Source organism: Mycolicibacterium sp. XJ870, assembly GCF_053483975.1.
In genome coordinates, this window is sequence record NZ_JBEFTI010000010.1 from 113103 (window position 1) to 127397 (window position 14295).

The window sequence follows — 14295 nt, forward strand, 5'->3', positions numbered from 1 at the left end:
ATGACGAAATCCGCACCGCGCCCCAGGGTCGTCATGGTCGACGGCGTCCCGATGTCCGCCCTGGTCGCCGAGGCCGCCGAGCCACGGGCCGTCATCGTCGCGCTACACGGCGGGGCGACCACGTCGGCCTACTTCGACTGCCCTGGCCATCCGGAACTCTCCCTGCTGCGGACGGCGGTGGCCGACGGGTACAGCGTGGTCGCATTGGATCGTCCCGGCTACGGCGCGTCGGCCCCGTATCCCGATGCGATGGCCAGCCCCGATCAGCGAGTTGCGTTGGCGTTCGGTGCGGTCGAACGGATCGCGGGTACCCGTGACGTGTTCCTGTTAGGCCATTCGATGGGGTGCGAACTGGCCGTGCGGATGGCCGTCGACTCGGACGTGCTGGGTATCTCACTGGCCGGCACCGGGCGTCAGTATCAGGCCGGCGCGCGCGACATCCTCAAGAATGCCTCGGTCGACCATCGGCCCCGCGGACTGCGCGACCTGCTGTGGGAGCCCGCGCAGTTGTATCCGGCCGATGTGCTCGGAAACGGATTGTCCTCGGCCGGCACCTCTTATGAGGCCGATGTCGTCAAAACTTGGGCGTCTCAGGACTTTCCAGAGCTTGCAGGTCAAATCGGGGTCCCGGTGCAGTTCCTCGCCGGTGACCACGAGAGCGTCTGGGAGTCCGACGCCGACGCGCTGGCCGCGATCGGTGCGATGTTCAGCGTCGCGCCGCGGGTGGAGGTCGGGGAAATCGCCGACGGCGGGCACAACCTGAGCGTGGGGCTGACCGCCGTCGAATATCACCGCAGGGTGTTGTCGTTTGTCGAAGCGTGCGCGGCTCCTGCCGGCACCGACGTGGAAGTGGAGGCAGGTTGATGCGAGTCGGATTTATCGGGTTGGGCAGTCAGGGAGCGCCGATGGCCCGGCGGATCGTCGAGGGTGGCTACGAGACGACACTGTGGGCCCGCCGCCCGGCGTCGGTCGAGCCGTTCGCCGACACCGCGGCGAAGGTGGCCGGATCTCCCGCCGAGCTTGCCGCCGCCAGCGACCTGGTCTGCCTGTGCGTGGTGGGCGACGACGATGTGCGCCAGGTGCTCGATGGCGAGAACGGTGTACTCGCCGGCCTGGCACCGGGCGGCATCATCGCCATTCACTCGACAGTGCATCCGGACACTTGCCGTGCGATCGCTGAACAAGCGGGTGCTCAAGGCGTTTCCGTGATCGATGCACCCGTCAGCGGTGGCGGGCCCGCAGTCGAGGCGGGCACGCTTCTGGTGATGGTCGGCGGCGACGATGACGTCGTGGAACGCGTCCGGCCGGTGTTCGCGACCTACGCCGACCCGATCGTGCATCTGGGCGGGATCGGCAGCGGTCAGGTCGCCAAGATCCTCAACAATCTCCTGTTCAGCGCCAACCTGGGCGCGGCCATGAGCGCAATCGAACTCGGTGAGGCACTGGGGGTTCCACGCGACGCGCTGTGTGAGGTGATCACCCGCGGTTCCGCCACCAGCAAGGCTCTGAACAGTATCGCGATGTTCGGCGGCACCCTGGACAATCTCGCCCCGATCGCCGGGGCATTGCTGCAGAAGGACTGCAGGCACGCCGCGAGTTTGGCCGATACCGCTGAGGCACCGCAGGGGGCCGTTTTCGATGCCGCGGATGCGGCGCTGGCCCTCATGAACCACCCCCGCTGATGCGCGTCGGATTCATCGGTGCCGGCCGGATGGGGGCTCCCATGGTGGGGCGCCTGGTCGCGGCCGGACACGAGGTGCAGGCACTGGGCCGGACCGCCGAGAAGCGGGACGCGGTAGCCCAATTGGGTGCGCAGCCGGTGGCAGATGCCGCCGACGCGGCCCGTGGAGCCGACGTCGTGATCGTCTGTGTGTTCACCGACGAGCAGGTGCGTGCGCTCTGCCCGGATCTGGTCGGCGCGATGTCGCCCGGATCGGTGCTCGTGCTGCACACCACCGGGAGTCCCCGCACCGCCGAGGCGATCGCGGAACGTGCCGCAGAGCATGCCGTCGCGGTGATCGATGCCCCGGTCAGCGGAGGCCCGCACGACATCGCGGCCGGTACGGTCACGGTGTTTGCCGGCGGTGACGACGACGCTGTCGCCCGGGCCCGGTCCGTGCTGACCAGCTACGCCGATCCGGTCCTGCATGTCGGCCCGGTCGGTGCCGGTCAGCGGGTCAAACTCGTCAACAACACGTTGTTCGCCGCCCAGATCGGCCTGGTTGCCGAAGGGGTGCGACTCGGCAGGCAGCTCGGCGTCGAGGAGGCGACTCTGCTGACCGCCCTCACGCACGGCAGCGCGAGCAGCCGGGCGCTGGGCGGTATCGCCGCCACCGGGTCGGCTGACGCGTTCATCACCAGGGTCGGCGAGTTCATCGGCAAGGATGTGGCGGTCGTCCGGAAGACCGCGGCCGAGCTCGACAGCGACCTCGGCATCTTGGATACCGCGGTGGACGCCGCGCTGAAGTAATCCGCCACACCCAACGGTATTTGGCGCTTTTCCTCCATACCGAAGACCATTACTGTTACCGTTACAGTTCAGTAGTTTCCCGTAACGCTCGCGCAGCGCTTCCGGCACCAGCCCCGCCGTGGAGGAGGAGCCCATGACCAAGCCCCAGGTAATCTTCGATCCGTTCTCCGAGGAGTACTTCAACAACCCCTTTGACATCTACCGGCAGATGCGCACGGAGGCCCCGCTGTACTACAGCGAGGAGCAGGACTTCTATGCCCTCACGCGCCACGAGGACGTCGCGGCCGCACTGAAGGATCATGAGGCCTTCTCGTCGTCGCGCGGGTGCGATCTGGCGATGGTGCAGGGCGAGGAGCCCCCGCAGAAGTCGATCATCTTCATGGACCCGCCGGACCACCGGCATATGCGCAGTCTGCTGAACAAGGCGTTCACGCCGAGGGCCGTCCAAGCCCAGAAAGACACGATCGTCGAACAGATCGACCACTTCCTCGGACTCATCGACTCCGACGAGTTCGACATCGTGCAGGACTTCTCCGGCCCGTTCCCGGTCGAGGTCATCACCCGCATGGCCGGCGTCGACCCAGAGTACCGCCAGCAGGTCCGGCACTGGATCGACACCAGCCTGTCCCGCGAGCCAGGACAAATCGGCGTTTCCGAGGCCGGGATGCAGGCCAATATCGATACCGGGATGTACTACTACTCGCTGGTGCAGAAGCGGCGGGAGAATCCGCAGGACGACATGATCAGCCGGCTCATCGCCGCTGAGATCCCCGGTGAGGACGGCCAGATGCGCCGCCTCGACGATATCGAGATCACCGGCTTCGCCACCCTGCTCGGCGGAGCCGGCGCCGAGACCGTCACCAAGCTCGTCGGCACAGCCATGGTGCTGTTCGCCCGCAATCCCGAGCAGTGGCAGAAGCTTCTCGACGATCGCAGCAAGGTCCCGGCGGCGGTCGAGGAACTGCTGCGGTACGAGGGGCCCGTGCAGTACAACGTGCGTTACACGCTCAAGGAAGCCCACGTGCCAAGCGGCACCATCCCGGCCGGCAAGCCGGTGTTCCTGCTCAGCGCCGCGGCCAACCGGGATCCCGATGCGTTCACCGATGCCGATACTTTCGACATCGACCGCGACCGCGCCGAGGCACAGAACCTCGGCCTCGGCTACGGCATCCACAGCTGCCTCGGGGCCGCGCTGGCCCGGATGGAGAGCACGATCGCCCTGGAGAAACTGCTCGACTTCATGCCGCGGTACGAGGTGAAGTGGGACGGTCTGCAGCGGGTGCACATGCAGAACGTTGCGGGGTATTCGAATGTGCCGGTGAAAGTGTTGCGCTCATGAGCAAGAAGATCCACGTCGACTTCGGGCTGTGCGAGAGCAATGGCGTGTGCATGGGCGTCATTCCAGAGGTGTTCGACCTTGACGACGATGACTATTTGCACGTACTGCAGGAGGATGTGACCGCGGAGAACGAGGCCCAGGTACTCGAAGCGGTCAGGCAGTGCCCGCGGCAGGCCATCTCGATCGACGACGAGTAGCCGTTGCGATTTGTCTTCGTACACGGCGGGTTTCACGCCGCGTGGTGCTGGGAACGCACGATCGCCGAGCTGAACCGGTCAGGTCACGATGGTGTTGCGGTCGACCTGCCCGGACATGGCGCCCGGGTCGACGAGGAGTCGACGCTGACGAACCGGCAAGGGGCGATCGTTGAGGCGATGCAGCCCGGTGACGTGCTTGTCGGGCATTCCGGCGGCGGGTTCGACGCCACTCTTGCCGCTGATGCGGCACCCGAATTGGTCGGCCACATCGTGTATCTCGCCGCGGCGCTGCCCAGAGAAGGCCGAACCTATCCCGAGGCCATGGCCATGCGCTCCGCCGACGATGCGCCGGACGGGGAATTCGAGGGCGATGTCGGAGAGATGCTCGGCTACCTGCATTTCGACGACACCGGCGCGATGACGTTCGCCGACTTCGAAGGTGCGTGGAAGTACTTCTATCACGACTGCGACGAGGCAACGGCCCGTTGGGCTTTCGAGCGCCTGGGCCCCGAGCGGTTCGGCGACACCACCGTCACGCCGGTCTCGGTGCCCAAGTTCTGGGCGGCCGACCTGCCGCGCAGTTTCATCCGGTGCCTGCAGGACCGCTCGATGCCGCGCTGGTTGGCCGACACCGTGACCCAGCGTCTCGGTGTGGAGCAGCTCACCATCGACACCTCGCACTCGCCGTTCTTGAGTCGGCCACGCGAATTGGCGGACCTGTTGGTGCATGCGACCACCACCGTCCCCGTCGCGCCATTGACCCCGGCCTAGTTCGGCGAAATTGAAGTCACGGACAAAGATGGCGCCGCTTCTGTACCTCAGTGCAATCTCGTTGCGCCGTCGGCTCTTTGGAACGCACGCGCGTAGCGCTATGGCGGAAAAGGCGCCCGACAATCGCCACCGTGCTACGAACGCGGAGCCGGCCTTACGCCGCGGCGGAGATCACCGATTTGCCGAAGCTCTCGACTGCCTCCAGCGCATGGGCCAGGCTGTCGCCGGGCAACGTCACATGCAACCATGTCACCCCGAGTGCGGCGAGCTTCTCCACTCCGGCCAGATACGCGTCGGGGTCGAAGTCGTCGTCGCCGGGATTACCACCGTCAAAGTTGTTGAATACGACGTCGATTGACGTCGGGTCACGGTCGGCTGCGGTCAGCCGCGCACGCAGGTCCTCGATCCCGGCAGCCAGCCGTTCCATCGAGTCGATCGCGGCGGTGCCCGCGGTCTGGGCCAGCCCCGGCGGCGCAGCGAACGGGCACCAGCCGTCACCGTGCTTGGCCACCCGCGCCCGGGCCGCAGAAGTGTTGCCGCCGATCCAGATCGGCGGATGGGGCTGGCTCATCGGCCGGGGATGAGCGGTGATGCCCCGGGCGCTGAAGTGCTTGCCTTCGAACGTCAGATCGTCGGTGGTCCAGATGCCCCGGATCACCTCAAGGGCTTCGTCGAACAGCTCGGTACGTTCGTCGTACGTCACTCCCAGCGCCGCGAATTCCCTCTTGAGATACCCGACACCGACCGCAAGGGTGAATCGGCCACCGGAGAGCAGATCCAGCGTCGCGCCGGCCTTGGCCACCACAAAAGGATTTCGGTACGGCAGCACGACGATGTTCGGCACAAGCCGCAGCGTCGTGGTACCCGCCGCGGCGAATGCCATCGCCACGAACGGATCCACCGCATCGTGCCCGCCGGCGTCCAGCCAGCGCTGCGAGGGCGCGGGATGGTCGGTGAAGCCGAAACCGTCGAATCCCGCCGCCTCGGCCGCAGCGGCCACAGCAGCAATACCTTTGCCGCTCACCAAATCCGGGTGGTACGGGTGAGTGTGCATCGGGTGGGTGATGCTGTAGCGCACTGCAGCCGTCCGGATCAGCTTGGGAAGCCGGAGAGGATGACGCCGTTGCAATCAGCAGCGCGCGAGCGGATCTTGACAGCCTCCTGGTAGGCGTCGGAGTAGTACCACTCTTTGGCGGCATCGACCGACTCGAACTCCAGCACCACGGTTTGCGTACCGTGCCACGTCCCCTCGATCACCTCGGGCTTCTGGTCGACGGCCACGACGGTGGCGCCGGCCATCGCCTGCATCGCCAGCTTTCCGTACTCGGCCATGCCAGCCGGGTCCTTGATGTCCTCGGTGATGATCACATATCCCTTGGCGCCGTTAGCCACTACGAATCTCTTTCTCTAGTCGTTGATTTCATTGATCGCACGTTCTGGGCAATTCTGCACCGCCTCGCGGGCGGCGTCTTCCAGTTCGGCGGGCACTTCGCCCGGGTCGGCGACCGCCCAACCATCGTCTGACATCTCGAAGACCTCGGGGCACAGCGTCAGGCACATACCGTGGCCGGCACAACGGTCCTCGTCAACCGACACCCGCATCAGGTATCGAACTCCAGGTGCAGTTCGGTCAGCCCACGCAGGATGAAGGTGGGGATGTAGTTGTAGCGACGCTCCCCCGAGAGTCCGTGCTTGGCCTCGGAGATCCGGATATCGGTGGTCCGGTCGAGCAGTCGCTCGATGCCGACCCGGGTTTCCGCGCGAGCCAGCGGCGCACCCGGGCAGCTGTGGATTCCGCGGCCGAAAGCCAGGTGCTGGCGGGCGTTCTTGCGTGCCGGGTCGAAGGTGTCGGGATCTTCGAACCGGCGCGGATCACGATTGGCCGCCCCGTTGAGCACCATCACGGTCGTGCCCGCTCCCAGGTCGGTCTCCCCGATGGTCACCGGAACTCGGGACAGCCGGAAGTCGCCCTTCACCGGGCTCTCGATCCGCAGCGCCTCTTCGATGAAATTGGGTATCAGACTGCGGTCTTCGCGCAGCCGCCGCTGAATCTCGGGCTGCTCGCCCATTACCTTGAGGGCTGTGCTCAGCAGCCGCACAGTGGTTTCCTGACCGGCCGAGAAGACGTTCGTCGCAACGCGAGCGACGTCACCGACGTCCGGTGTCGAGCCGTCCGGGAACGTGGCCTCGGCGAGCCCGGTGAGCACGTCGCCGCGGGGATTGGCCCGCCGGTCCGCCACGTAGTCCGCGAACTGGCCGTAGAGGAACTCCAGCGGGCTGTGTGACAGCGATTCCTTGCTGGTGCTGCCGACGCCACCGCCGGAATGGTGCTTGATGCCGTCGACGAAGGCCTCGCGGTCCTCCGGCGGAATACCCAGCAGATCGGCGATCACCAACAGGGTGAACGGGCTCGCGAAGCCCTTGATGAACTCACCTTCGCCGGGAGCCAGGAAGCCGTCGAGCACCTCGTCGGCCAGCTGCCACATCGCGTCCTCGTTCTCCTTGAGGCGCTTGGGCGTGATGAGCCGCATCAGTAGCGAACGGTGGTCGGTGTGGGTGGGCGGATCCAGTGTCGGCAGTTGGTCACTGAACGGCAGTTCGTTGCGGTGCTTCTCGATCAGGTCGGTGACGTCGTCACCTTCGAGCGGAACAGGGAATCCCGGGAACGGCCCCGTCACCGAAATGCACGACGAGAACCTCTGCTCGTCGTTGTAGACCTGTACCGCTTCCTCCCAGCCGGTCACCATCGTCACGTTGTAGTGGTCCTCGCGGGTGACCGGGCACTTGTCCCGCAACGCCTCGAAGAATGGGTACGGGTCATCGACCAATCGTTCATCGCGGAAGAAATCGATACCGGTTGGGTCGATCGCCATATGTCGCTCCCGTTCCTGCCGCCACCACCATGAGAATGCGGCTCTCATCTTTGAACATTAGATTTCCACAGCGCTGGGTGCGCGTCAACGTAGGGCCGCCCCCGCTGCCGGACGAGGATGGCTCAAATCGCCTTAGTTAGACATCCGTCAACTATTTTCAACGGTCGAAACCACTGTTAGAGTCCAGATATGCCGAAGATCGCCGCGCAGGCTGTGGCTGACGGGGGTCAGCGCCGGGCGTCGTATCAGCGGGCCCGTTCACACGAGACCAAGCGCGGGTTGGTGCAGGCGGCGATGGCACTGTGGCGGACCAACGGCTATGCCAAAACCACGGTCGCCGAGATCTGCCGGGCAGCCGGGGTATCTCGGGCGTTGTTCTACTTCTATTTCCCGGCCAAGGAAGACGTGCTCTTCGAGGTGGGCTTGCTCTCCACCCGCTCTGCGCGCAAGCGCGTGCAATCGCTGTTGAACACCGACTATGAGGTGATGCCGGTGGTCACCGAAGCGCTCCGCAGTCTCGAACGGTCGATGCTTCGCAACCCGCCGGAGCTGATCATCGAGACCATCCTGGAGGGCTACCGGCACGAGCACCGCATTCTGTCCGGCGAGACCGAGCAGGATGCGAGCGCCGACATGTTCGGCGAATTGTTCGCCAAGGCACAGGCCGACGGCAAGCTCGCAACCCACGTCGATGTCGGCCATCTGTCACACCTGGCGCAGATCCTCGTCAGCGAGGGCGTCCGGCATTGGGCCGGTGGCAGTTACGGCGACCGTTCGTTTTCCGAGGTGGTGACGGGCGATATCGCTGCGCTGGTCACCGGCTTCAACACCATCAACCCGTAGATCCGAGGAGCCGACGATGGCATGGGATTTCGAAACCGACCCCGAGTACCAGAAGGTGCTGGACTGGGCCGACGAGTTCGTCCGCGACCGGGTGGAGCCGCTTGATCTGGTGTGGCCGCACCAGCAATTCACACCGCTGGAAGGAAAACGCCGCGAGGCGATCGATCCGCTCAAAGACGAGGTACGCCAGAAGGGTTTGTGGGGCACGCACCTCGGCCCCGAACTCGGCGGCCAGGGCTACGGCCAGCTCAAGCTCGCGCTGCTCAACGAGATCCTCGGTCGCTCACAGTGGGCGCCGATCGTCTTCGGTTGCCAGGCACCGGATACCGGCAATGCGGAGATCATCGCTCACTATGGCACCGATGAGCAGAAGGCGCGGTACCTGCGCCCGCTGCTCGACGGCGAACTGTTCTCGTGTTATTCCATGACCGAGCCGCACGCCGGGGCAGATCCGACGCTGTTCACCACCTCTGCGGTTCGCGATGGGGACGATTGGGTTATAGATGGCTGGAAGTTCTTCTCCTCCAACGCCGCAACTTCATCATTTCTGATCGTGATGGTGGTGACCAATCCCGATGTGAGCGCCTACCAGGGCATGTCGATGTTCCTGGTTCCCACCGACACGCCGGGCGTGAAGATCGTCCGCAATGTCGGGCTCTATGGCGAACGCGACAACGAGGGTTCACACGCACTGATCCACTACGACAATGTCCGGGTACCCAATGAGGCACTGCTGGGCGGCGAGGGGCAGGCATTCGTCATCGCGCAGACTCGGCTGGGCGGCGGCCGGATTCACCACGCCATGCGCACCATCGGGCTGGCGCGCAAGGCACTGGACATGATGTGCGAACGGGCGTTGAGCCGCGAGACGCAGGGCAGCCGGCTGTCCGACAAGCAGTTCGTGCAGGGCTACATCGCCGACTCGTATGCCCAGCTGCTGCAGTTCCGGTTGATGGTGCTCTACACCGCGTGGGAGATCGACAAGTACAACGACTACAAGAAGGTCCGCAAGGACATCGCCGCGGTCAAGGTGGTGATGCCCACTGTCCTGCACGACATCGCCTGGCGGGCAATGCAAGTGCACGGTGCGCTCGGTGTCACCAACGAGATGCCGTTCCTCGGCATGGTCACCGGCGCAGCGGTGATGGGGCTCGCCGACGGTCCGACCGAAGTGCACAAGACCACGGTGGCCCGGCAGGTGTTGCGCGACTATCAACCCACCGACGACACCTGGCCCACCGAGTGGATCCCGCGCAAACGCGAGGCAGCCAGGGCCCAGTTCGCCGACTACCTGGAAGCTGAGGTGGGCAATCTGTGAGCGAGATAGATGTTGCGCGCCTCGCCGATTGGATGGACGGCACGGCGCTGCCGGGCAAGGGCGAGCCCCTGACCGCCCGCTTCCTTTCCGGCGGAACGCAGAACGTGATCTACGAGTTGCGCCGCGGCGACGAGCGATGCGTCATCCGGATGCCTCCGCCGGGCGCACCGCCCGACCGTGACAAGGGCATCCTGCGGGAATGGCGCATCATCGAAGCGCTCGACGGCACCGATGTCCCGCATACCAAGGCGGTCGGCGTGTGCGCGGACCCCGATGTGCTGGGCCGGCCGTTCTACCTGATGGGTTTCGTCGACGGTTGGTCGCCGATGGACCAACACGGTCGGTGGCCCGAGCCGTTCAACAGTGAGCTCGACACCCGGCCCGAGCTGAGTTACCAACTTGCCGAAGGCATTGCACTGTTGTCGAAGGTGGACTGGAAGGCGCGCGGTCTGGGCGATCTCGGCCGGCCCGACGGCTACCACGAACGTCAGGTGGACCGCTGGATCGGCTTCCTCGAACGAATCCAGAAGCGTGAGCTGCCCGGACTGGAAGTGGCCACCGATTGGCTGCGCGCTCATAAACCACTCGACTTCATCCCCGGCCTGATGCACGGCGACTACCAGTTCGCCAATGTCATGTATCGGCACGGCGCCCCGGCCCGGTTGGCCGCGATCGTCGACTGGGAGATGGGTACCGTCGGCGATCCCAAGCTGGACCTGGCCTGGATGGTGCAGTCGTGGCCCGAAAGCACTGATGCAACTGAGGAATCCGAGATGAGCTACGTCGATATGCGCGGAATGCCTTCGCGCGACGACGTGGTGGCGCACTATGCCGAGATATCGGGTCGGCAGGTCGACGATTTGGATTACTACCTGGTGCTGGCGAAGTGGAAGCTGGCGATCGTGTTGGAGCAGGGTTTTCAGCGTGCCGGCGACGACGAGAAGCTGCTCGCCTTCGGGCCAGTGGTGACGGACCTCATGGCCTCGGCGGCCGAACTCGCCGAGTCCACCGATTACCGGTGAAGGCCGCGGTATGCCCGCAGCACGGGCCACCGGAGGTGGTTCGCGTCGAGGAACTGCCCTCCCCGACAATCGCGGCCGGGCAGGTGCGGGTGCGGGTGGGCGCGGCGGCAGTCAATTTCCCCGACGTACTGCTGGTGGCCGACCAGTATCAGGTACACCTGCCTGTGCCATTCGTCCCGGGCAGTGAGTTCGCCGGAGTAGTCACCGAGGTTTCCGGTGACGCCGGGGATTTCGCGGCGGGTGACCGGGTGACCGGGACGGGAATGTTCGGCGCGTTCGCCGAAGAGGTCTGCGTGGATACCGGTGTGCTGGCTCGGATTCCCGATGGTGTCGACGATCGCACCGCGGCAGCGTTCGGGGTCACGCACCGCACCGCGTATCACACCCTGCGCTCGGTGGCACGGGTGCAATCCGGCGACGACGTGATCGTGCTGGGCGCCGGCGGTGGCGTCGGACTGGCGGCCGTCCAGCTCGCGGTTGCGCTCGGTGCGCGGGTCACGGCGGTGGCCTCGTCGGATGAAAAGCTCTCCGTGGCAGCTGATTACAGGGCAGAGAACCTCGTCAACCACACTGCTGCTCCGCTGCGCTCCGCGCTGCGGGCGGCGCTGCCCGACGGTGCACACGCCGTCATCGACCCGGTCGGTGGCGACCTGTCCGAACCTGCACTGCGGTCGTTGCGTCGCGGCGGCCGGTTCGTCACCGTCGGCTACGCGTCAGGCGTCATTCCCTGCATTGCGCTCAATCTGGTGCTCGTCAAAGGTGTGCACATTCTCGGGTTCCAGTTCCAGGACATTGCGCCAGATGAGTTTTTGCGTAACGAATCCGAATTACGCGGACTGCTGGCGACCGGCGCCGTCAAGCCACATATCGGAGCGGTGTACTCGCTGGCCGACACCGCCGCGGCACTACGGCACGTCGCCGATGGACATGCGATCGGCAAGGTGATCATCGACGTTCACTGTCCGTAGGTGTGCCGGAGGTTGGCGTTGATGAGTGCCCTAGACCGGAGTGCCTGCTCGGCGATCAGCTGGCGGGCGTGAGGTCCGCCGGCACCGAACGGATGGCCATCGTGCCGCAGCGGAATGCTTCGGAGTCTCCGACGAGGCCGGCGTCCGGATGGTTCACCGCTGCAAGCGCATGAGCCTTGAATGCGCGTGCTGCGGCTGACAATTCATGACGCACAGGGTCGACGCTCAGATCGTCGGGACACTGGTCGCCCCACAGCGTCACCTCGGTGCGCCCTTGCTCCAGAGCGCCGAGGACACCTTGCCGGACCCGCTCGTCGGTGTTGAACAGATCCGCTGCGACGGCGACGGTCTGAGGATGCGGCCGGTCCTCCCAGGACGCCAGCACGCTCTCGAGGTCCATGGTTTCTACACCGAGGATCTCCAGCGGTCGCACATCCTCGTCGGCGCCGATGAGCACCGTGACGTCCCAACCAGCCATCACCCGATCGACGAGCCAGCCGCCCGCGAACCGCACTGCGTCGACCACACACGGGGCGACGACGTCAAGCCGGTACCTCATGTCTTCCTCCAATCTCACAGACTGGCCGTTGCGCTGCGGCCGGACGGTGCCTCGATCTCTCGAGCCAGCATCTCGGCGTACCCCTTGAACACGTCCGCCAGTGGCAGTGAGGGATCGAGTAACCATGAGGTCTCCATTCCGTTTACGAAGGCGAGTATTTCCACGGCCTTGACGGCCGGATCGAAATCTGTGCGGTAATGGCCACCGATCTGGCCACGGCGAATGATGTCGGCGACGATGTCACGCGCATCCTGTTGACGTTTCAGCAAACGATCGTGCAGCGGAGCATCAGGCTGGATGTTCTCCACCAGGAGCACCGTGAAAGTGCCCACCAGTTCGGGCGCCCGGACGAACCGCTCAGCGACCCGTTTGATCTCGTCGGCAAGCTCGCCCGACCGGTCCGCATGGGCGTCATCATCGTCATCGCGAGCATCGAGCACCGCGTTGAGCAGTTGCTCTTTGGACTCGAAATGATGCAGTAGACCGGCGGACGTGACGCCGGCTTCCTTGGCGATCTGGGCCAGCGAGGTGTTGCGCCATCCGTTCCGCGCGAGCAGCTTCTCGGCCACCGAAAGGATCCGCTGCCTGCGGTCTTCCCCCTTGGCCAGGAGTGTCGCATAGGGCCTGGAGGGCCCTGCTGGATCAGAAACGGAAGTCACTGAACTCCTTCGTCAAACCAACCTAGTGAACACACAGTAGGTTGGTTTGACCGCTGTGACAAGTGTCTCAGCGCACGGAAATCTTGACAGCCGTCACAACGCGTGAATGGCGCAGGTCACAGCCCGAGTGACTTGGCGATGATCACCTTCATGACCTCGCTGGTGCCGGCGTAGATACGGGCCACGCGGGCGTCTGTGTAGAGCCGGGCGATGGGGTACTCCATCATGTATCCGTACCCGCCGAAGAGTTGTAGGCAACGATCGATGACGCGCGCCTGCATCTCCGTACAGAACAACTTGACCCGTGCCGCGTCGGCGCCGGACAACTCCCCGTCGACGTGCAACGCGACGGCACGGTCGAGCATCGCCTGCGCAGCCTCGACCTCCGCCGAGCAGGCCGCCAACTCGAACTTGGTGTTCTGAAACGAAGCGACAGGCGTCCCGAACGCCTTGCGATCCTTGGTGTAGTCGATTGCCGCGGCGATGGCCGAGCGGGCCTGGGCCACCGACCCGACGGCGACAGTCAACCGTTCCTGCGCCAGATTGTGGCCGAGGTAGCTGAATGCCTCGCCTTCGGAGCCCAGCACGTTGGCGACCGGAACCCGCACATCGGTGAACGACAGCTCCGCGGTGTCCTGCACCTTGCAGCCCATCTTCTCCAGCTCACGACCCCGTTCGAAGCCGGCCATCCCGTCCTCGACCACCAGCAGGGTCAACCCCTTGCGGCGGTTCTCCGGATCGGTGGAAGTCCGCGCGACCACGACGACGAGGTCAGCCTGGATGCCGCCTGTGATGAATGTCTTGGCGCCATTGAGGACGTACTCGTCGCCGTCTCGCACTGCGGTGGTGCGCACGCCCGCGAGATCCGAACCGGTGCCCGGCTCGGTCATGGCAACCGCGGTCAGCAGCGTGCCGGCGGCCAAACCCGGAAACCAGCGTTGCCGTTGTTCCTCGTTGGCGTAGTGCAGGAAGTACGGCAGGATCACCTCCAGCTGGGTGCGTACCGTCGACAGCGTCACCAGCGCCTTCGCCGCTTCCTCCTGCAGCACCACGTTGTAGCGGTAGTCGGCGATACCGGCACCGCCGTACTCCTCGGGGATGGCCATGCCGAGCATGCCGAGCTCGCCCATCTGCTTGAAGACGTCGCGCGGCATCCGCCCGGCTTTCTCCCATTCGGGATACTGCGGGACGACTTCCTTCTCGACGAAATCCCGTGCCAGCGCACGGAATGCCTCGTGGTCCTCGGTGAAGAGGTTGCGCTGCATGCGTTGTCCTA

General features: G+C 65.1%; 17 protein-coding genes. 10 read left to right on the top strand and 7 right to left on the bottom strand.

What is annotated here, in order from left to right; translation table 11 throughout:
• The 6 genes from ABQF30_RS26495 to ABQF30_RS26520 all read left to right on the top strand — a co-directional run bounded on the left by ABQF30_RS26495 (position 1) and on the right by ABQF30_RS26520 (position 4777).
• Positions 1-864 carry an alpha/beta fold hydrolase gene (locus tag ABQF30_RS26495; protein WP_448469436.1) on the top strand — a complete coding sequence of 288 codons (864 nt, stop codon included), beginning with the start codon at positions 1-3 and terminating at the stop codon, positions 862-864.
• The gene (locus ABQF30_RS26500; protein ID WP_448469438.1) at positions 864-1682 is read left to right on the top strand and encodes an NAD(P)-dependent oxidoreductase; all 819 of its coding nucleotides are present in this window, start codon (positions 864-866) and stop codon (positions 1680-1682) included. The genes ABQF30_RS26495 and ABQF30_RS26500 overlap by 1 nt, the downstream gene beginning before the upstream one ends.
• A complete protein-coding gene (locus tag ABQF30_RS26505) occupies positions 1682-2470 on the top strand; it encodes an NAD(P)-dependent oxidoreductase (protein WP_448469440.1) in 789 nt (262 codons plus the stop codon). The genes ABQF30_RS26500 and ABQF30_RS26505 overlap by 1 nt, the downstream gene beginning before the upstream one ends.
• Positions 2471-2603: 133 nt before the next feature.
• Complete coding sequence (locus ABQF30_RS26510; RefSeq protein WP_448469442.1) at positions 2604-3809, top strand: cytochrome P450; 1206 nt, start codon at positions 2604-2606, stop codon at positions 3807-3809.
• Positions 3806-4006: a ferredoxin gene (locus ABQF30_RS26515; RefSeq protein ID WP_448469444.1), complete on the top strand. Its 201-nt coding sequence runs from the start codon at positions 3806-3808 to the stop codon at positions 4004-4006. The genes ABQF30_RS26510 and ABQF30_RS26515 overlap by 4 nt, the downstream gene beginning before the upstream one ends.
• 3 nt (positions 4007-4009) lie before the next feature.
• Entirely contained in the window at positions 4010-4777 is a 768-nt protein-coding gene (locus ABQF30_RS26520; RefSeq protein ID WP_448469446.1) for an alpha/beta fold hydrolase, read from the top strand.
• Between the two features lie 154 nt (positions 4778-4931).
• Here the strand turns inward: ABQF30_RS26520 and ABQF30_RS26525 are convergent, their stop codons facing one another.
• Genes ABQF30_RS26525 through ABQF30_RS26540 form a run of 4 tightly spaced genes read right to left on the bottom strand, consistent with a single transcriptional unit; the run spans position 4932 to position 7650 of the window.
• Positions 4932-5855 carry an LLM class F420-dependent oxidoreductase gene (locus ABQF30_RS26525; protein WP_448469448.1) on the bottom strand — a complete coding sequence of 308 codons (924 nt, stop codon included), beginning with the start codon at positions 5853-5855 and terminating at the stop codon, positions 4932-4934.
• Positions 5856-5869: 14 nt separating this feature from the next.
• Positions 5870-6169, bottom strand: coding sequence for a DUF1330 domain-containing protein (locus tag ABQF30_RS26530; RefSeq protein WP_448469450.1), 300 nt, complete (start codon positions 6167-6169; stop codon positions 5870-5872).
• Between the two features lie 15 nt (positions 6170-6184).
• Positions 6185-6379 (bottom strand): ferredoxin, encoded by a 195-nt coding sequence (locus ABQF30_RS26535; RefSeq protein WP_448469452.1) that lies wholly within the window; start codon positions 6377-6379, stop codon positions 6185-6187.
• Positions 6379-7650 (bottom strand): cytochrome P450, encoded by a 1272-nt coding sequence (locus tag ABQF30_RS26540; RefSeq protein ID WP_448469454.1) that lies wholly within the window; start codon positions 7648-7650, stop codon positions 6379-6381. Before ABQF30_RS26540 ends, ABQF30_RS26535 begins: the two co-directional genes overlap by 1 nt.
• Positions 7651-7839: 189 nt before the next feature.
• Between ABQF30_RS26540 and ABQF30_RS26545 the strand changes: the two genes are divergently transcribed.
• The 4 genes from ABQF30_RS26545 to ABQF30_RS26560 are packed head-to-tail and all read left to right on the top strand — an operon-like array spanning position 7840 to position 11801.
• Positions 7840-8493 carry a TetR/AcrR family transcriptional regulator gene (locus tag ABQF30_RS26545; protein ID WP_448469456.1) on the top strand — a complete coding sequence of 218 codons (654 nt, stop codon included), beginning with the start codon at positions 7840-7842 and terminating at the stop codon, positions 8491-8493.
• A 16-nt stretch (positions 8494-8509) separates the two neighbouring features.
• Positions 8510-9811, top strand: coding sequence for an acyl-CoA dehydrogenase family protein (locus ABQF30_RS26550; RefSeq protein ID WP_448469458.1), 1302 nt, complete (start codon positions 8510-8512; stop codon positions 9809-9811).
• 32 nt (positions 9812-9843) lie between these two features.
• Positions 9844-10833 (top strand): phosphotransferase family protein, encoded by a 990-nt coding sequence (locus ABQF30_RS26555; protein ID WP_448469692.1) that lies wholly within the window; start codon positions 9844-9846, stop codon positions 10831-10833.
• Complete coding sequence (locus ABQF30_RS26560) at positions 10830-11801, top strand: NADPH:quinone oxidoreductase family protein (RefSeq protein ID WP_448469460.1); 972 nt, start codon at positions 10830-10832, stop codon at positions 11799-11801. Before ABQF30_RS26555 ends, ABQF30_RS26560 begins: the two co-directional genes overlap by 4 nt.
• Before the next feature lie 55 nt (positions 11802-11856).
• On the opposite strand, the gene ABQF30_RS26565 is transcribed toward ABQF30_RS26560, so the two are convergent.
• The 3 genes from ABQF30_RS26565 to ABQF30_RS26575 form a co-directional block, all read right to left on the bottom strand.
• On the bottom strand, positions 11857-12360 hold the full coding sequence (locus ABQF30_RS26565) for a hypothetical protein (RefSeq protein ID WP_448469462.1): 504 nt from the start codon (positions 12358-12360) through the stop codon (positions 11857-11859).
• A 14-nt stretch (positions 12361-12374) separates the two neighbouring features.
• Entirely contained in the window at positions 12375-13019 is a 645-nt protein-coding gene (locus tag ABQF30_RS26570; RefSeq protein ID WP_448469464.1) for a TetR/AcrR family transcriptional regulator, read from the bottom strand.
• Positions 13020-13135: 116 nt separating this feature from the next.
• Positions 13136-14284, bottom strand: coding sequence for an acyl-CoA dehydrogenase family protein (locus tag ABQF30_RS26575; protein WP_448469466.1), 1149 nt, complete (start codon positions 14282-14284; stop codon positions 13136-13138).
• Positions 14285-14295 lie beyond the last annotated feature (11 nt).